Source organism: Escherichia sp. MOD1-EC5990, assembly GCF_002965285.1.
In the GTDB taxonomy this organism is placed as follows: domain Bacteria; phylum Pseudomonadota; class Gammaproteobacteria; order Enterobacterales; family Enterobacteriaceae; genus Escherichia; species Escherichia coli_F.
In genome coordinates this window covers 15966-33427 of sequence record NZ_PTRV01000006.1, presented here as the reverse complement: position 1 = coordinate 33427, position 17462 = coordinate 15966, and the positions used below count along the sequence as shown (strand labels likewise).

19 protein-coding genes and 3 tRNA genes are annotated in these 17462 nt (G+C 48.2%); 5 read left to right on the top strand and 17 right to left on the bottom strand.

Annotated elements, in window-relative coordinates; genetic code table 11:
- Window positions 1–36 precede the first annotated feature (36 nt).
- Both flhC and flhD read right to left on the bottom strand, forming a co-directional pair.
- Window positions 37–615 carry a flagellar transcriptional regulator FlhC gene (gene flhC, locus BEB42_RS08865; protein WP_001291603.1) on the bottom strand — a complete coding sequence of 193 codons (579 nt, stop codon included), beginning with the start codon at window positions 613–615 and terminating at the stop codon, window positions 37–39.
- A 2-nt stretch (window positions 616–617) separates the two neighbouring features.
- Complete coding sequence (gene flhD, locus BEB42_RS08860; protein WP_010365112.1) at window positions 618–968, bottom strand: flagellar transcriptional regulator FlhD; 351 nt, start codon at window positions 966–968, stop codon at window positions 618–620.
- A gap of 782 nt (window positions 969–1750) precedes the next feature.
- Between flhD and uspC the strand changes: the two genes are divergently transcribed.
- Window positions 1751–2179: a universal stress protein UspC gene (uspC, locus tag BEB42_RS08855; RefSeq protein ID WP_000122421.1), complete on the top strand. Its 429-nt coding sequence runs from the start codon at window positions 1751–1753 to the stop codon at window positions 2177–2179.
- Window positions 2180–2185: 6 nt separating this feature from the next.
- Here uspC and otsA read toward each other — a convergent pair whose 3' ends face one another.
- The 5 genes from otsA to araF form a co-directional block, all read right to left on the bottom strand.
- Complete coding sequence (gene otsA, locus BEB42_RS08850; RefSeq protein ID WP_001295646.1) at window positions 2186–3610, bottom strand: alpha,alpha-trehalose-phosphate synthase; 1425 nt, start codon at window positions 3608–3610, stop codon at window positions 2186–2188.
- Window positions 3585–4385, bottom strand: coding sequence for a trehalose-phosphatase (gene otsB, locus BEB42_RS08845; protein ID WP_001353142.1), 801 nt, complete (start codon window positions 4383–4385; stop codon window positions 3585–3587). Before otsB ends, otsA begins: the two co-directional genes overlap by 26 nt.
- Before the next feature lie 166 nt (window positions 4386–4551).
- Window positions 4552–5538 carry an arabinose ABC transporter permease AraH gene (gene araH, locus BEB42_RS08840; RefSeq protein ID WP_001306740.1) on the bottom strand — a complete coding sequence of 329 codons (987 nt, stop codon included), beginning with the start codon at window positions 5536–5538 and terminating at the stop codon, window positions 4552–4554.
- A gap of 14 nt (window positions 5539–5552) precedes the next feature.
- Window positions 5553–7067: an arabinose ABC transporter ATP-binding protein AraG gene (araG, locus tag BEB42_RS08835; protein ID WP_001187824.1), complete on the bottom strand. Its 1515-nt coding sequence runs from the start codon at window positions 7065–7067 to the stop codon at window positions 5553–5555.
- A 69-nt stretch (window positions 7068–7136) separates the two neighbouring features.
- On the bottom strand, window positions 7137–8126 hold the full coding sequence (gene araF / locus BEB42_RS08830) for an arabinose ABC transporter substrate-binding protein AraF (RefSeq protein WP_000548680.1): 990 nt from the start codon (window positions 8124–8126) through the stop codon (window positions 7137–7139).
- Between the two features lie 796 nt (window positions 8127–8922).
- On the opposite strand from araF, the gene BEB42_RS08820 reads away from it, so the two are divergent.
- Entirely contained in the window at window positions 8923–9426 is a 504-nt protein-coding gene (locus tag BEB42_RS08820) for a non-heme ferritin-like protein (RefSeq protein ID WP_000179469.1), read from the top strand.
- A gap of 77 nt (window positions 9427–9503) precedes the next feature.
- Here the strand turns inward: BEB42_RS08820 and yecJ are convergent, their stop codons facing one another.
- Window positions 9504–9755 (bottom strand): DUF2766 family protein YecJ, encoded by a 252-nt coding sequence (gene yecJ, locus BEB42_RS08815; protein ID WP_000082120.1) that lies wholly within the window; start codon window positions 9753–9755, stop codon window positions 9504–9506.
- Window positions 9756–9869: 114 nt separating this feature from the next.
- Window positions 9870–9956 (bottom strand): stress response protein AzuC, encoded by an 87-nt coding sequence (gene azuC / locus BEB42_RS26210; RefSeq protein ID WP_010723106.1) that lies wholly within the window; start codon window positions 9954–9956, stop codon window positions 9870–9872.
- A 262-nt stretch (window positions 9957–10218) separates the two neighbouring features.
- On the opposite strand from azuC, the gene BEB42_RS08800 reads away from it, so the two are divergent.
- Window positions 10219–10542, top strand: coding sequence for a YecR-like lipofamily protein (locus BEB42_RS08800; RefSeq protein WP_001237858.1), 324 nt, complete (start codon window positions 10219–10221; stop codon window positions 10540–10542).
- A 171-nt stretch (window positions 10543–10713) separates the two neighbouring features.
- Window positions 10714–11211 carry a non-heme ferritin gene (ftnA, locus tag BEB42_RS08795; protein ID WP_000917208.1) on the top strand — a complete coding sequence of 166 codons (498 nt, stop codon included), beginning with the start codon at window positions 10714–10716 and terminating at the stop codon, window positions 11209–11211.
- 37 nt (window positions 11212–11248) lie between these two features.
- Here the strand turns inward: ftnA and BEB42_RS08790 are convergent, their stop codons facing one another.
- Entirely contained in the window at window positions 11249–11488 is a 240-nt protein-coding gene (locus BEB42_RS08790; RefSeq protein ID WP_000377231.1) for a YecH family metal-binding protein, read from the bottom strand.
- Between the two features lie 190 nt (window positions 11489–11678).
- Here BEB42_RS08790 and tyrP point away from each other — a divergent pair, with 190 nt between their 5' ends.
- Entirely contained in the window at window positions 11679–12890 is a 1212-nt protein-coding gene (gene tyrP, locus BEB42_RS08785) for a tyrosine transporter TyrP (RefSeq protein ID WP_000797580.1), read from the top strand.
- Between the two features lie 49 nt (window positions 12891–12939).
- Here tyrP and yecA read toward each other — a convergent pair whose 3' ends face one another.
- The 7 genes from yecA to uvrY all read right to left on the bottom strand — a co-directional run bounded on the left by yecA (window position 12940) and on the right by uvrY (window position 17344).
- A complete protein-coding gene (yecA, locus tag BEB42_RS08780) occupies window positions 12940–13605 on the bottom strand; it encodes a UPF0149 family protein YecA (protein ID WP_000847882.1) in 666 nt (221 codons plus the stop codon).
- A 195-nt stretch (window positions 13606–13800) separates the two neighbouring features.
- A tRNA-Leu gene (locus BEB42_RS08775) sits at window positions 13801–13887 on the bottom strand.
- Between the two features lie 12 nt (window positions 13888–13899).
- A tRNA-Cys gene (locus tag BEB42_RS08770) sits at window positions 13900–13973 on the bottom strand.
- Between the two features lie 53 nt (window positions 13974–14026).
- Window positions 14027–14102 (bottom strand) — tRNA-Gly (locus BEB42_RS08765).
- A gap of 151 nt (window positions 14103–14253) precedes the next feature.
- Window positions 14254–14802, bottom strand: coding sequence for a CDP-diacylglycerol--glycerol-3-phosphate 3-phosphatidyltransferase (gene pgsA, locus BEB42_RS08760; RefSeq protein ID WP_001160187.1), 549 nt, complete (start codon window positions 14800–14802; stop codon window positions 14254–14256).
- 56 nt (window positions 14803–14858) lie between these two features.
- Window positions 14859–16691, bottom strand: a complete 1833-nt coding sequence (uvrC, locus tag BEB42_RS08755; protein WP_001283421.1) for an excinuclease ABC subunit UvrC — start codon at window positions 16689–16691, stop codon at window positions 14859–14861.
- Window positions 16688–17344 (bottom strand): UvrY/SirA/GacA family response regulator transcription factor, encoded by a 657-nt coding sequence (gene uvrY / locus BEB42_RS08750; RefSeq protein WP_000611332.1) that lies wholly within the window; start codon window positions 17342–17344, stop codon window positions 16688–16690. Before uvrY ends, uvrC begins: the two co-directional genes overlap by 4 nt.
- Window positions 17345–17462: the final 118 nt, after the last annotated feature.

The window sequence follows — 17462 nt, the reverse complement described above, 5'->3', positions numbered from 1 at the left end:
TTACCGCTGCTGGAATGTTTCGCCACACCGTATCAGTTAAACAGCCTGTACTCTCTGTTCATCCAGCAGTTGTGGGATAATATCGGCAGGATTCTGGGAAAGTTTACGTCTTTTTACTGCCCGGGATGGCGGCTGACATAAGCTGCAGGCAAAGCTGCCAACAGGCTGGTGAGCGTGGGTAATAAAATTGCCGCCGCAGCAGTTGCAGCTGGAAAGTTGCAGTAATCCACTTTCAACAAACCGTACCAATGTCCAGGCACGGGTTAATGCCAGTAGCGGTCCTTCTTCTGCTTGCGGGCACTGTTCAAGGTATAAACGGTAGGCTTTGATTACCGCATCGACGCCATTACACAAGCCGGTTTTCAGTAAAAACTGCCATGCGTTACAGAACATCGAAGCATGAACGTTTTGTTCCCAGGTCATAAACCAGTCGGTTGAGAATGGCAGCATGCCTTTCGGCGGTGGGCTTCCGCGCAGTTCTTTATAGAGTTTTATCAGGCGTCCGCGACTTAACTGTGTTTCGCTTTCCAGCATCTGCAAACGAGCGCCCAGGGTGATCAATTCCATTGCCAGCTGAATATCCCGCGCTTCCTGAACAATGCTTTTTTCACTCATGATCACGCCCTTTTCTTGCGCAGCGATTCTTCAGGCTGATTAACATCATTCAGCAAGCGTGTTGAGAGCATGATGCCGGTATGAATTTGCTGGAGATCGTCAACGCGGGAATCTTGCGTCAACTGAGTAATCGTCTGGTGGCTGTCAAAACGAAAGTGACAAACCAGTTGATTGGTTTCTGCCAGCTTAACCATTTGCGGAAGAGTCAGTGCCGCTAACGTTGTCGCCATTTCTTCATTTATGCCGAGACGAAACATTGCGGACGCTTTGTCCTGAACAATCAGACGCTGTGCAAGTAGTAAATATGACAAGTTGATGTCATAAATGTGTTTCAGCAACTCGGAGGTATGCATTATTCCCACCCAGAATAACCAACTTTATTTTTATGCGGTCTCACCGCACCCCGTGATGTCGCCGGGAAGCCCCGGTAAAAAGTAATTAGCATTAGAATAGTTGCGATAAGCTGCAATAAAACAGCCCCCACCTTATTGGGTTTAATAGGTCCTTACAAATAGAGGGGGTACTTTACACTTATCTAAGATTTTTCCTAAATCGACGCAACTGTACTCGTCACTACACGCACATACAACGGAGGGGTACTGCGATTTTCAATAATGTGTGATGCAGATCACATAAAATACTCAATTACTTAACATAAATGTATAAGTCATACTTTTGTTTTGGATGTATTTCAATCTGTTAAAAAGTTTTTCACACCGATGGTAAGCAAAAGTGAAACCGTAATAATCGAAATGAGATGTTTCGCACAGTTAAAATAACTCACCGTAAATAATCATCTGCTATAAATAATTGGTCAAATCCAAAATCAGTTAATCTATTTACAAACAGGCACTTACAACACAATAAACTGATTTAAGGCAAAGACAGGCAACAACCCACTTAATGTTAACAAAATGTTTTAGATATATTAACCACTTGTTTAATATGGAGAATCAGTACAATATTTTCTTATAATTACAGTTGAAATCATATGATCACCGAGAGTGATTGATTAATTGTATTTACTAATAATCACACTAATATTTACCTGTTTGACTGAGTTGGGATTGCGTCGATTCTCCATTAGGAGTAAAGCTTTAATGTCACCTGAAGTTCACAGAATAAGGAACAGGTTATGAGCTATAGCAATATTCTTGTCGCCGTTGCGGTTACACCGGAAAGTCAGCAACTGCTAGCAAAAGCGGTATCTATCGCCAGGCCAGTAAAGGGACACATCAGTTTAATTACTCTCGCTTCCGACCCGGAAATGTACAATCAATTAGCCGCGCCGATGCTTGAAGATTTACGCAGCGTGATGCAGGAAGAAACGCAAAGCTTTCTTGATAAGTTAATTCAGGATGCGGGGTATCCCGTTGACGAGACGTTTATTGCCTACGGTGAGTTAAGCGAACATATTCTGGAGGTTTGTCGCAAACATCATTTCGATTTGGTGATTTGCGGTAATCACAATCACAGTTTCTTTTCGCGAGCATCCTGCTCGGCGAAAAGAGTGATTGCCTCAAGTGAGGTCGATGTGCTGTTAGTTCCACTTACGGGAGATTAACCGCACTTACGCAAGCTTAGGAAAGGTAGCAACTTTATCGCGCTGCTGGCTTTCCGCGCTTCGCGGAACTATCTGCTTTAGGTCGCTAATGAAGCACTCCTGCCAGTGGTTAATATCGTTTTTCACGATAACGTCCAGCATTTCTGCATGACGGGAAATACGTTCCGCCAGCGACATAGTCAATGCACGATCCAGCGCAGCTGCAACTTCGTCACGATCGTAGGGATTAACAATTAACGCCGACGTTAACTCGTTTGCCGCTCCCGCAAATTGCGAAAGAACAAGTACGCCCGGGTTGGCTGGGTCCTGAGCAGCAACATACTCTTTTGCCACCAGGTTCATCCCGTCACGCAGTGGCGTCACTAAGCCCACGTCAGAGTAGCGGAATATTTTCATCAGTAATTTACGGTCAAAATGCTGATTCAAATAATAAAGCGGCGTCCAGCCTAATTGCCCATATTTACCATTAATTCGTCCGGCTTCATTTTCGAGCTGATGACGAATATCCTGATAGGCTTGCACATCACCACGCGACGTTGGCGCAATCTGGGTATAACGAATTTTACCGTGATGTTGCGGATATTTTTCCAGTAACGCTTCATAGGCGAGAAAACGCTCCGGCAAACCTTTGGAATAATCCAGTCGTTCAACAGAAAAGATGTTCTGTACGTTTTTCAGTTCCGCTTTGAGTTGCGCCAGTTTTGGCGGCAGTGGTCCGGCAGCCTGTTTCGCTATTTCTTTCGGTTCAATGCCGATCGGGTAAACTTCCGTTCGAAACGCTTTGCCCCACGCCGTATGGCTTTTTGCGCTACGCGTCGTGACGCGGGTCAGGTTAGAAAGGCAATCCAGGAACGCCAGACGATCGTTTTCTGTCTGGAAACCCAGCAAATCATAATCACAAAGCTGTTCAAGCAAGGTGTCATATGTCGGCAGCGCGTTGAAGATTTCCGGTGTCGGGAAAGGAATATGCAAAAAGAAACCAATGCGATTATTCACCCCACGTTTGCGTAATTCATGCGCAAAGGGCAACAGGTGATAATCGTGGATCCAGATAATGTCATCGTCTTGCAACAGCGGCAGTAATTTATCTGCCAGCAACGCATTTACGCGTAGATAGCCGTCCCAGGCAGGACGCTGAAATTGCACCAGATCGAGCCGATAATGAAAAGCAGGCCAGAGAACGGCATTGGAGAATTGGTTGTAGTATTCGTCAAGATCCTGTTCGCTGAGGTTAAAAGAGGCCCACGTAATGTTACCCTTTTTCACCTTTTTTAGTGGCTGATCCTCATTTCCTGTTTCGCCACTCCAGCCAAACCACAGTCCACCTGCGGCTTTCAGTGCCCCCAGTATGCCGACAGCAAGGCCACCGGCACTGGCGGCGTGCTCGTCTGGTGGTGCAATCCGGTTAGATACTACGACTAAACGACTCATAGTCATCACTCCTGTTATTTTCTCTTTTTTGTTGTAATGCGGTGGTTATCATTTCAAGCCAGCTCCAGACATCCGGCACGCCCGCCAGTCGCCATGATGCCTGAGTTGCGCCTGTGCCAATTTTTACTGACATTCCGCCCAGCCGGTTAACGACAGCGAAGCCAGATTCATCGGTTAAATCATCGCCCAGAAATACCGGCGTTCGCCCGATAAAGGGAGCTTCCTGCATAAAGGCAGCAATCGCCTCACCTTTACTGGTGCCTCGCGGCTTGATCTCGACAACACACTTTCCCTGCTGTAACGCCATTTGTGGCCAGATCTGAGTAATACGTTGCGCTAATGTCATTAATGCGTCTTCATGCTGCGGAGCCTGACGATAATGCAGCGCAAAGGCCATCCCTTTCGTCTCCAGCTCCGCGCCGGGAAGCTGGGCGATAGCCGTATGCAGTTGCACGCTAATATCACGCGCAATCGCATCCGGCAGATGAACGATATGCGTTTTACCATTGATGTCACGGCGCTCCGCCCCATGCACGCCCGCTAACGGGAAGCGATAAGGTTTTGCCAAAGCGTCAAGCTCTACCATTGAGCGCCCTGATATCAATGCCAATGCACCATCACTTGCGGTTGCCAGTAGCTGAAGTCCTTGCAGAATATTGTCAGGCACGACCACCTGATCGGGATGCGGTTTAATTTCCGCCAGCGTTCCATCGAGATCAAAAAACCAGGCATATTTCGCGGATAGTTCAGGGGTTTCGGTTAACGGTTCTGTCACCCGGTTCTCCTCCTTCTCTTTTCTTATTGTGTTGCGCAGAACGCGCTTTACAGACATGTAAGTATAGACAGTGTGACGGGGGTCGCCATTTGTAACGAAGAACAGCCAACCGTTGTGGCGGCTGGCTGTGGTGGGAAAAAACGCTAAATTGTTGCAGAAAAAAGCATCAAACAGTGCGTTTCGCTTTTTGCTTGTAACGGTCGAAGATCACCGCTGCCAGCAGGATTAAACCGCGAACAACGTACTGCGCGAAAGGAGAAATATTAAGCAGGTTCATGGCGTTTTCCACGGTACCTAAAATTAAGATACCCGCCACCACATATGAGATTTTTCCGATGCCACCTTTCAGAGAAACGCCACCTAAAACGCAGGCGGAGATAACAATCAGCTCATAACCAATCGACGTCATTGGCTGCCCACTGGTCATACGTGAAGCCAGAATAATTCCGGCTATCGCTGATACCAGACCAGAGAGAACAAAGATAATAATTTTGGTGCGAACAACCGGTACACCCGCCAGACGCGCAGCCTCTTCGTTCCCGCCAATCGCCAGGGTGTTACGCCCAAAGGTGGTTTTATTCAACAGCAAACCAAAGACAATCAGACACGCGACGGTAAGCCAGATTGGCGCAGGCAGACCGAACCAGTTGGCGTAACCAAGGGCAAAGAAGCTTTCATCTTCGATACCGACCGCTTTACCGTCTGAAATGATGTACGCCAGACCTCGAACAATCTGCATCGTTGCCAGTGTCGTGATCAGGGCATTTATTTTCAGTTTGGCGATAACAAAGCCATTGACCAGACCACAGAGAACGCCCAGCAACAAACCCGCTGCCACGCCAATCCACAGGCTTTCAGTCAGGTTGATAACCACCGCCGTGGTGACACCCGCACAGGCAATTACGGAGGCGACAGAAAGGTCAAAGTCACCGGAAGCAAGGCAGAACAACATGCCACACGCCACCATCCCCGACATAGAAATTGCCAGGCCCAACCCTTTCATATTAATGAAGGTGGCAAAATTTGGGACAAAAATGGCACAGGCGATAAAAAGCACCGCAAACACCACCAGCATGCCGTACTGATCCCAGATACGCCCAAAGCTGAAAGACGACTTAGGTGCGCCAGAACCCGATGTAGAAACAGAAGACATCATACTCTCCTTACTCAGGCAACTGCCTGGCTGACTTTAGGCATCGCAAGGCTTAATGCCTGACGCTCATCTGCCTGCTCGTGTAACAATTCACCGGCGATTTCGCCTTCGCGCATCACCACAATCCGGTCGGCAACTCCGAGGACTTCAGGTAAGTCGCTGGAGGCAAACAGCACCGCCACGCCCTGCGCTGCCAGCGCATAAATCACGTTGTAAATTTCATGCTTAGCACCAACATCAATGCCGCGCGTAGGTTCATCCAGCAAAATGACCTTCATCTCTTCCGATAACCAGCGACCCAGAATGGCTTTTTGCTGATTTCCGCCTGAGAGATTCATGATCAGTTGCTCAGCGCCCGGCGTTTTGATGTTGAGCGAGCGAATATGGTGATCCGCATTGTTTTCTTCCCAACCGTTGTTGATTACACAACCGCCGAGCACATGTTTACGTCTGGCACTGATGTTGATATTGTCGCGAACGGAGTGCACAGGAATAATGCCTTCCGCTTTGCGATCTTCCGGGCAGAGCATCATGCCTGCGGCAATAGCGTGGCTCGGTTTACGAATATCAATCGGCCGTTGGTCGATATAAACCTGACCGGCGGTGATTTGCGTACCGCCAAACATGCCTTTCATTAATTCGCTACGCCCAGCCCCGACCAGACCAAACAGACCGACAATTTCTCCACTGCGAACCGCCAGACTTATTGGCGTACGCACGCCTGGTGCTTTCACAGCATCAAGACGCAGCCGCTCCTCGCCATAACTACGCGGTTGCCAACCGTAGATATCGCCGATGTCGCGCCCGACCATCGCCTGCACCAGGGCGTCGTGGTCAACCTGCTGCATATCAGTAAAGGTTTTGACATAACGCCCATCTTTAAAGACGGTGATGGCATCGCTGAGGGCAAATATTTCTTCCATACGGTGAGAAACGTATAAGATCACCCGCCCCTCTTTTCGCAGTTCACGAATAACGCGGAAAAGATTGTCGATTTCACGGGCAGAGAGGGAGCTGGTTGGCTCATCAAAGGCGATAATTTTGGCGTTACGCGCCAGCGCTTTGGCAATTTCAACCATCTGCCACTGACCAATGGAGAGATATTTCAGCGGCGTGTCCGGGTCAATATCCATACCAAGATGTTTAAGTTGTAAACCCGCCTCATAATTCAGCAATGAGCGATTCACAATGCCGCCTTTATGCGGCAGCTGGCCGAGATAGATGTTTTCCGCGACGGTCATTTCCGGCACGAGATGCAGTTCCTGGTAAATAATCGCCACACCCGCGTTAAGTGCTGCGGTTGTGTCGGAAAAGGACATTTCCTGCCCATTAATCACTACAGAACCCGTGGTTGGCGCATAGTTGCCGCTGAGGATTTTTAAGAGAGTTGATTTTCCTGCGCCATTTTCACCCATCAACGCATGAACCTGACCGGCATAGCAGTCAAAACTAATATCCGTCAGCGCCTTAACGCCGGGAAACGTTTTACCGATGCCGCGAAATGAGAGATACGGGGTAGACTGTTGCATAACGTCTCCGAGAATCACTGGTCGTTCACACCCCCTCTGCATCATACAGAGGGGAATTTTTTCGGCAGATTACTTACCGCCTAACCCTTTTTTCTCCAGTTCTTCTTTAAAGTTGTCACGCGTGATCAGCACCACGTCGGTAACTTCGGTGAATTTGGTCGGTTCGACACCTTTTGCGACCCAGTTGTAAAGCATTTCGCTGGACTTATAACCATGTACATCCGGGCTTGGCAGCAGTGATCCGTAGAAGCCGGTTGCCTGTGCCTTAGACAGTTCGCTCACCGCATCCACACCGTTAATACCGATACCGATAATATCGGCCGCTTTAAAGCCCTGACCTTCCGTCGCGCGTACGCCGCCCAGCACGGTGCTGTCGTTCATACCGACGATCAGCCAATGTTTAACTTCCGGATGTTGAACCAGCATTGAGTTGGCAGCGTCAAATGCCCCCGGGATGTCGTTAGATTTGGTAGGTACCTGATAAATTTGTTTTTCCGGGAATCCTGCAGCTTTCAGCGCATCCATAGAACCCGTAGTACGGCGACGAGCCGTATCCAGTTCGTTGGAGGTAATCGCCATCACCGCGCTTTCTTTGACATCCCAGCCACGTTTCTGCATCTCTTTATACAGTTCCTGGCCCTGACGTTCGCCAATTTTGGTCGCTGCCATCATCACCAGCGGAACGGTATCCATTGGCTTGCCTTTGGCGTTAACAAACTGGTCATCCACGGCAATGACTTTCATATCGTAGCCACGCGCTTTCGCCACGATGGCAGAGCCGAGTTTCGGGTCCGGAGTACAAATAACGAAACCTTTCGCGCCACTGGCAGCCAGGCTGTCGATAGCGTTCAATGTTTTTTCGCCATCCGGCACGGCAATCTTAATAACTTCAAACCCTAAATCCTTCCCGGCTTTATCGGCAAACTTCCATTCGGTCTGGAACCACGGCTCTTCCGGTTGCTTCACCAGGAAACCGAGCTTCAGGTTCTCCGCCATAGCGGATTGTGACATAACGGCTGCCAGACCAATGGCTGCCAGGGCTTTAGTAAATTTGTGCATGGTTCTCTCCAGCTTTAGTGTCGTTTTGTGTAGGGCAAAAACGAATAACTCTCGTTAATTTAATCGGAAAACAAAGCATTACCTTTTAACTAAAAGATAAGTGACTGTGTTGACATAGTTTTAGCGAGAAATTAATTCTCCATAGGAGAGCAATATCACATCGCAGAATTACAGTGAGAACGTGCATAAATTTAGCGGGAAAAGACATAAGGAAAAGCTTATTTGTCAGACAAATCACCGAGCACGCAGCAGATTAATCCATAAGATTAGCCTGGAAATCCTTGTTGTCTTTGGTACCCATGCGGGATGTCTTCTTTTTAACCAGTCAATAGGCTGCATTACCTGGCGTTGAGTTTTTGAAATGGTGTAATAACCGCAACTCAAAGATGTGGAAAATGAGCGTCATTCATTTCGCCATTAATTATCACCGTGCTCATTAATTAACAGAACACGTATACTGAGAGCCATATCGCAAAAATGAAAAAACGTTTTAAAAAATCATTGCTTCATCATGAATTCAAATCCCCCTATTAATATCAACAAGATACAAAAAGCATCATCATTAAAATTCATTGCAGTTACATTGATTTCATCAATGAAATGTAAAAATATATAAACTTGATGATTTAAGCATTTTCTTATACCCGTTCAGACGTTATTCTTATTTCAGATCATCGTCAGAATTGACTCCACGATCACATTTCGGACCGGCAGAAAGGAATTATTCTGCAAACAGTAATTATGGTGTTTTGATTTATCTTGCACCTCTCCACTTCTGGATATAAGGATATTAGGTATGGCAACCGCTGGAATGCTTCTCAAACTCAACTCTCAAATGAACCGCGAGTTTTACGCATCCAATCTCTACCTTCACCTGAGTAACTGGTGTTCTGAACAGAGTCTGAACGGCACCGCCACTTTCCTTCGCGCCCAGGCACAGAGTAACGTGACCCAAATGATGCGCATGTTTAACTTTATGAAGAGTGTCGGCGCTACTCCCATCGTTAAAGCCATTGATGTTCCCGGTGAAAAACTGAACTCACTGGAAGAACTTTTCCAAAAAACGATGGAAGAATACGAGCAACGTTCAAGCACGCTGGCACAGTTAGCCGATGAAGCTAAAGAACTGAATGATGATTCAACCGTCAATTTCCTGCGCGATCTGGAAAAAGAGCAGCAGCATGATGGCCTGTTGCTGCAAACCATTCTTGATGAAGTGCGCAGTGCGAAACTTGCTGGTATGTGCCCTGTGCAGACCGACCAACATGTTCTGAATGTCGTGTCGCATCAGCTGCATTGATCATCATCGGCGCTAATGCATTGCGCCGATGAAGTTTTTGAGAAACCGCTGCCTCATCTTTTTGAAGCAGCGGTTTTTTAATGGGATTCGCCCTGTGGGGTAAACTTGAGTTCAATCAGCGCGATGGCTTTTTGGATTGCCCGCATGGTGACCGGGTCTGCGGCGGCGGGATGGTGAGTAAAGTCGATATTCTTCAGCTGGCTGGACATTTTTTCGCGAACTTCAACGGGTGCGATCACATCGAGAACGTCGAGAATTTGTTTGATAACCAACTGGCAAGCAACCACATCAGAAACCAGTTCCTGATCGGCATTCAGCGGCTGGGACATCGTAAACTCCTGATAGCATTTTGAAAGCCGTTATAGTAGCGGCTTCACATCTTCAGCGATAGTCACATACACCGTCATCAGGACACAAAAAAACCTGCCGGAGCAGGTTTTTTGTTATCGGAACATATTGCCTGGCGGTACGTCTTTGAACGTCTTGCAATAGTTATTGAACATACTTTTCAGGATCTTGCGCAGTTTCATCGCGGCACTCCGACTATTTGTTATGCAGGTGTTATTGTCTTTGCACTTATAATATGACAACCATCACAAAAATCAATCTTTATGTGATGCAAATCACATAAATACCCCTTTAATGTTATAAAAATGATAATCAAAAGGCAGCACCCCCATTTCTGACACATACAGATGGCGAGAAATAGCGCCTGCCAGGCGTCTTTTCCGGCCATTGTCGCAGCGCTGTAACGCGTAAAATACTGCTTTCTTTTACTCTTCTGGCTGGACCATGAGACTTCTGATTCTGACTCTTTCATTAATAACGCTGGCGGGGTGCACAGTTACTCGCCAGGCTCATGTGGGCGAAGTTGACGCGGCAACAGGTATTGTTCGGTTGGTTTATGATCAGGCTTTTTTGCAGCATGCCCGTACCGATCGTTATGTCAGTCGCGGGATCGCCGATCGCGCATGCCAGCTGGAAGGCTATACCCACGCTATCCCCTTTGGTCAGCCAGTAGGCAACTGTAGCCTCTTTGCGGGTTCCTTATGTTTGAATACGGAATTCACTTTGTCATATCAGTGCCATCATTCCGCCTTCCCTGTCTTTCTCTAAACGTTTTAATCAGCGAGGGGGATCTTCGCTGATTAAATAAATAGCGGTAATGCGTTTTATTCCCATTCGTATTTTTAATAAATGATGTTTATATTTTACCTTTTGCAAATAATAAAATAACAAATTATAGTGACGCCACAGCAACAAATATAACCTTTGTGGAGCACTATCATGCTGAAACCAGAAATGATTGAAAAACTTAATGAGCAGATGAACCTGGAACTGTACTCTTCACTGCTTTATCAGCAAATGAGCGCCTGGTGCAGCTATCATACCTTCGAAGGTGCTGCCGCGTTCCTGCGCCGTCACGCCCAGGAAGAGATGACGCATATGCAGCGTCTGTTTGATTACCTGACTGATACCGGAAACTTACCGCGTATTAATACCGTTGAATCTCCGTTTGCTGAATATTCTTCACTTGATGAATTATTCCAGGAAACCTATAAACACGAACAATTAATCACGCAGAAAATTAACGAACTGGCTCATGCTGCAATGACCAATCAGGACTACCCAACATTTAATTTCCTGCAATGGTATGTTTCTGAGCAGCATGAAGAAGAGAAACTGTTCAAATCGATTATTGATAAATTAAGTCTGGCAGGCAAAAGCGGCGAAGGTTTGTATTTTATCGACAAAGAACTCTCTACCCTCGACACACAAAACTAATGTTCTCCGGCGGCAGGTTTACTGCCGCCGTTTCAAATCAGTGACGGCAAATCTTACTCTGATCGGTCGAAAAACCTTCTTCCGAAGGTATAAATTTGCCTTTTGCTGCCAGAAACGCTACCAGCTCTCCCGCTGTCATCCCTTCTGCCGAGCAAGTGTGAAAACGTACCTGTTCACCAAAACGCGCTTTAATCGCAGCTTCCAGACTGGCATGCGTATATTGCTCACCTGATTCAATCATCATATTTAACACTTCATGACCGTGAATAGAGTCCATCGTTCCTCCTCAAAAAAAGGCTAGCGTAGCGATTGCCGCTTACCAAGACTTTGCGCCAGCGCAGGACTGAACGCATTTTATTGTACATTTATATTTACACTATATGTAACGCCGGTTTGACGAAGCAGCCGTTATGCCTTAACCTGCGCCGCAGATATCACTCATAAAGATCGTCAGGACAGAAGAAAGCGTGAAAAACAGAACTCTGGGAAGTGTTTTTATCGTGGCGGGAACCACAATTGGCGCAGGTATGCTGGCAATGCCGCTGGCTGCGGCAGGTGTTGGTTTTAGCGTCACGTTAATCTTGTTGATTGGGCTTTGGGCGTTGATGTGCTACACGGCGCTATTACTACTGGAGGTGTACCAGCATGTCCCGGCAGATACCGGTCTGGGCACGCTGGCAAAACGCTATCTGGGACGATACGGTCAGTGGCTGACGGGCTTCAGTATGATGTTCTTAATGTATGCTCTGACTGCGGCATACATCAGCGGTGCTGGTGAATTGTTGGCTTCCAGCATCAGCGACTGGACAGGTATTTCAATGACGGCAACCGCTGGCGTGCTGTTGTTCACTTTTGTTGCCGGTGGCGTGGTTTGTGTCGGAACTTCGCTGGTCGATTTATTTAACCGTTTTCTGTTCAGCGCCAAAATTATTTTTCTGGTGGTGATGCTGGTACTGCTACTTCCGCATATTCATAAGGTGAATCTTTTAACCCTGCCGTTGCAACAGGGGCTGGCACTGTCTGCAATCCCAGTGATTTTTACATCGTTTGGTTTTCACGGTAGCGTGCCGAGCATTGTCAGTTATATGGATGGCAATATTCGTAAGCTACGCTGGGTGTTTATAACCGGTAGTGCGATCCCCCTGGTGGCATATATTTTCTGGCAGCTGGCGACGCTTGGCAGCATTGATTCAACAACCTTTATGGGATTGCTGGCTAATCATGCCGGATTAAACGGGCTGTTACATGCGTTAAACGAAATGGTGGCCTCACCGCATGTTGAACTGGCGGTGCATTTATTTGCTGATTTGGCCCTCGCCACGTCCTTCCTTGGTGTAGCATTAGGTTTATTTGATTATCTGGCCGATTTGTTTCAGCGTTCAAATACCGTTGGTGGACGATTGCAAACTGGTGCAATTACCTTTTTGCCGCCACTGGCGTTTGCACTGTTTTACCCACGAGGTTTTGTGATGGCGCTGGGTTACGCCGGTGTGGCGCTGGCGGTACTGGCATTGATTATCCCTTCGCTGCTGACCTGGCAAAGCAGGAAACACAATCCTCAGGCGGGTTATCGGGTGAAAGGTGGTCGTCCGGCGCTGGTGGTGGTGTTTCTCTGTGGTATTGCTGTGATTGGCGTGCAATTTTTGATTGCGGCAGGCTTGTTACCAGAAGTGGGATGATTAGATCTTATTGGGTGCCAGAATTAACGCTGACACCCAATTTGACCTCTTAATGCAGGCAGCACTGCTTAAATTTCTTACCACTGCCGCACGGACAAGGATCGTTACGACCCGGTTTCTCTTCTGCTTTGATCGGTTGCTGAACAGCTTTTTCCTGCGGATGCGCCATCCAGTATGCATGTAAATCAAGCGCCGCCAGTCGAATGGCATCTACGCTCTCTTCAAACGCTTCTGGCGACATCTTCTCTACCCGCTCGAAGTTTTCCTCAGTGCCGTGCAGCGCAATCGCCTCCAGCGCCGGTTTTAACGAATCGGGCAACGTTGACCAGTCAGAAAGTGCCACGCCCCGCATATAGCCAAAGCACCACTCCTCAACAATCGTCAGCTCGCTGCCATCGACTTCTCGCAAGCCGAATAACGGCTCAAACTGCTCCGGGAATTCGTTCAGACGCTCTGCGGTATCGGCCATATGCTGAAAAGCCAGGTTCATAAAGCGCGTCATCTCTTTCTCTGACGCCCAGCGTGGCACATAGTCAGCCCCACCCCATACGGCAACCAGCCACTGTGCCGGTTCAATCTCTTGCGGAGAACTCAACACCGCCGTCAATAAACCGTCCAGCTCCGCCACATCAAGAATGGCGTGGTCAGTGTTGTATTTGGTCAGAATATCGTCCAGCCATTCCAACTCACTTTCGTTTAACGGTCCCGTTTTCATACGCTTTTCCTTGTGGATCTCAACTCGCCAACACCTATCTTACATGTCGGTCCGTATCAGAGATACTTTTTGAGTGGCTTTGCCGGTGATTAAAAATTAAGGAGGGTGTAACGACAAGTTGCAGGTACAAAAAAACCACCCGAAGGTGGTTTCACGACACTGCTTATTGCTTTGATTTTATTCTTATCTTTCCCATGGTACCCGGAGCGGGACTTGAACCCGCACAGCGCGAACGCCGAGGGATTTTAAATCCCTTGTGTCTACCGATTCCACCATCCGGGCTCGGGAAGAAAGTGGAGGCGCGTTCCGGAGTCGAACCGGACTAGACGGATTTGCAATCCGCTACATAACCGCTTTGTTAACGCGCCAAATTCTTCAGGCCTTTCAGCCGGACATCCGCTGAAGCCGATGTCTTTTAAACTGGAGCGGGAAACGAGACTCGAACTCGCGACCCCGACCTTGGCAAGGTCGTGCTCTACCAACTGAGCTATTCCCGCATTCATCAAGCAATCAGTTAATCACTTGATTTTATTATCGTCTGGCAATCAGTGCCGCCGTTCGATGCGTTGCATTCTACTTACCTGGCGCGATGAGTCAACGATATTTTTCACCACTTTTGATCGTTTGCTGAAAATTGCGCCGAAACGATCACTGATCAAGCAAATCTGCACGCGCAGCGCTCAAATATTGCAACATTGACCACAGAGTCAGTACCGCAGCCACAAAGAAAAGTGCAATACCGGCGTACTCAACCCAAATGTTCGGACGCCACAGCAGCCAGGCCAGCGCTACCATCTGGGCAGTGGTTTTCACTTTCCCAATCCAGGAGACAGCCACGCTACTGCGTTTACCCAACTCTGCCATCCATTCGCGTAGCGCAGAAATAATAATTTCACGGGCGATCATCGTTGCCGCCGGTAATGTCACCCACCAGCTGTGATAATGCTCGGTTACCAGCACCATGGCGATAGCCACGAGAACTTTATCTGCTACAGGGTCAAGGAAAGCACCAAACCGGGTACTCTGGTTCCAGCGGCGTGCCAGAAAACCATCGAACCAGTCAGTCACCGCCGCGACGCAGAAAATGAGCGCGGCGGCAAACGGCGACCAGGTGACAGGCAGATAAAAGACCAATACAAAGAATGGGATAAGGATGACACGGAACAGTGTAAGCAACGTAGGGATATTAAATTGCATAATGACGGGTAACTATCTGTTGTCAGTAAGATTACCCCTATGTTGCTACAGAGACATCAATGTTTCAACGACCAGAAGATCTTTTCTGCCAGACCTTGCGAAATACCCGGCACTTTTGCAATTTCCTCGACGCTGGCGTTACGTAAACCTTGCAAACCGCCCATATATTTCAACAACATTTGCCGACGTTTTGGCCCGACGCCTTCAATGGTTTCCAGGGAACTGGTATTTTTGACCTTCGCCCGTTTTTTGCGGTGCCCGCCAATCGCGTGATCGTGTGATTCGTCGCGAATATGTTGGATAACATGCAGCGCGGGAGAATCTGGCGGCAAACTGAATCCCTCACCTTCCGGCTCAAAGAACAGCGTTTCTAGCCCAGCCTTACGATCTGCTCCTTTGGCAACGCCAAGTAGCAGCGGATGATTTTTATCCCATGAGACATCCAGTTCGGCGAAGACATTTTTCGCCTGTGCAAGCTGGCCTTTGCCGCCGTCGATAAGGATCACATCCGGGATCTTACTGTCGTCGATGGCTTTACCATAACGCCGACGCAGCACCTGATTCATCGCCGCATAATCATCGCCCGGCGTAATGCCAGTAATGTTATAGCGCCGATACTCCGCACGCAGCGGGCCGTTAGCATCAAATACCACACAGGAGGCGACGGTTTGTTCACCCATGGTATGGCTGATGTCAAAGCACTCCATCCGCTTCACTTCTGGCAATTTCAACACGCTGGCAAGCGCGGTCAGTCGCTGGTGAACGGTAGATTGCTGCGAAAGTTTGCTGGTTAAGGCCGTCGCCGCATTGGTGCGCGCGAGTTTCAGATAACGCGCCCGATCGCCGCGAGGTTTGGTTTGAACATTAATCTTGCGTCCCGCCAGTTCTGAAAGGGAATCGGCGAGCAGCGTTTTATCGCTAAGATTAAAATCGAGCAGGATCTCACCCGGTAAGGTGCGCATCTGGCTGCCTTGTAAATAGAACTGACCTACGAAGGTTTCCACCACCTCGCTCAGTTCCGTACCGCCCGGCACTTTCGGGAAATAGCTGCGGCTGCCGAGCACTTTACCCTGACGAATGAACAATACGTGGACACAAGCCATGCCCGCATCGAACGCCACACCAATAACGTCAAGGTCGTCGCCGGTATTGGACACAAACTGTTTTTCGGTGACGCGTCGCACCGCCTGAATTTGGTCGCGAATACGTGCCGCTTCTTCAAACTCCAGATTCTGGCTGGCAGTTTCCATACGGCTAATGAGTTGCGTAAGCACCTGATCATCTTTGCCAGACAAAAACAGGCGCACATACTCGACCTGCTGAGCGTATTCTTCTTCACTCACCAGTCCTTCAACGCACGGTCCCAGACAGCGCCCTATCTGATATTGCAGACACGGACGCGAGCGATTGCGATAAACACTATTTTCGCACTGGCGAATGGGGAATATCTTTTGCAGTAACGCCAGTGTTTCACGTACGGCATAGCCATTCGGGAACGGGCCGAAATATTCACCTTTGGCATGCTTCGCACCACGATGCATCGCCAGACGCGGGTGGGTATCGCCACTCAGGAAGATAAAAGGATAAGATTTATCATCGCGTAGCAAAACGTTGTAACGCGGCTGATAGAGTTTGATGTAGTTGTGTTCCAGCAACAGCGCTTCGGTTTCTGTATGAGTAACCGTTACATCAATTTGCTGGATCTGGGCGACCAGCGCTTCGGTTTTGCGCGAAGCGAGGTTGCTACGGAAATAGCTGGAAAGCCGTTTTTTCAGGTCTTTCGCTTTGCCGACATAGATAACCGTACCACCAGCATCGTACATGCGATAAACGCCTGGCTGGCTGGTTACGGTTTTTAAAAACGCTTTTGCGTCAAACTGATCACTCACTGACTTGATAATGTCTCCGCATTACACAGACCATGGCGAATTGCCAGGTGAGTCAGCTCAACATCGCCATGAATGTTTAGTTTACTGAACATACGATAGCGGTAGCTGTTCACCGTTTTCGGACTGAGATTGAGCTGTTCTGAGATCTCATTGACCTTCTGGCCCTTGGTGATCATCAGCATAATCTGCAATTCACGTTCAGACAAACTGGCAAATGGGCTTTCTGTTTTTTCTGGTTCGATCTGGCTTAACGCCATTTGTTGAGCGATGTCAGAAGCAATGTAACGCTGCCCAGAATAGACAGAACGGATCGCACTCACGACTTCCTGCGGAGCCGCGCCTTTGCTGAGGTAGCCAGCAGCACCGGCCTGCATGACTTTCGCTGGTAAAGGGTTTTCTGTATGGACCGTAAGCATGATGATTTTTACATCAGCTGTGGAACGCGCGATTTTACGCGTCGCCTCAAGACCGCCAATGCCCGGCATACTCATGTCCATTAGCACCACGTCAACGGCATTTGACCGGCACCACTTAACGGCGTCTTCACCGCACGATGCCTCACCGACGACTTTTATACCCTTTATATCTTCCAGAATGCGTCGTATCCCTGCGCGCACCAGTTCGTGGTCATCAACAAGTAGAACGTTGATCAAAGGAATATCTCCAGAAATAGGGATAACGCTACTGATAGTTAGTCATTCGTATATTAGCGGTTTTTATTGCAACTTTGAAACGTTAAAAATGGTGGGTATTCGATTTTTCTCTCGTTTT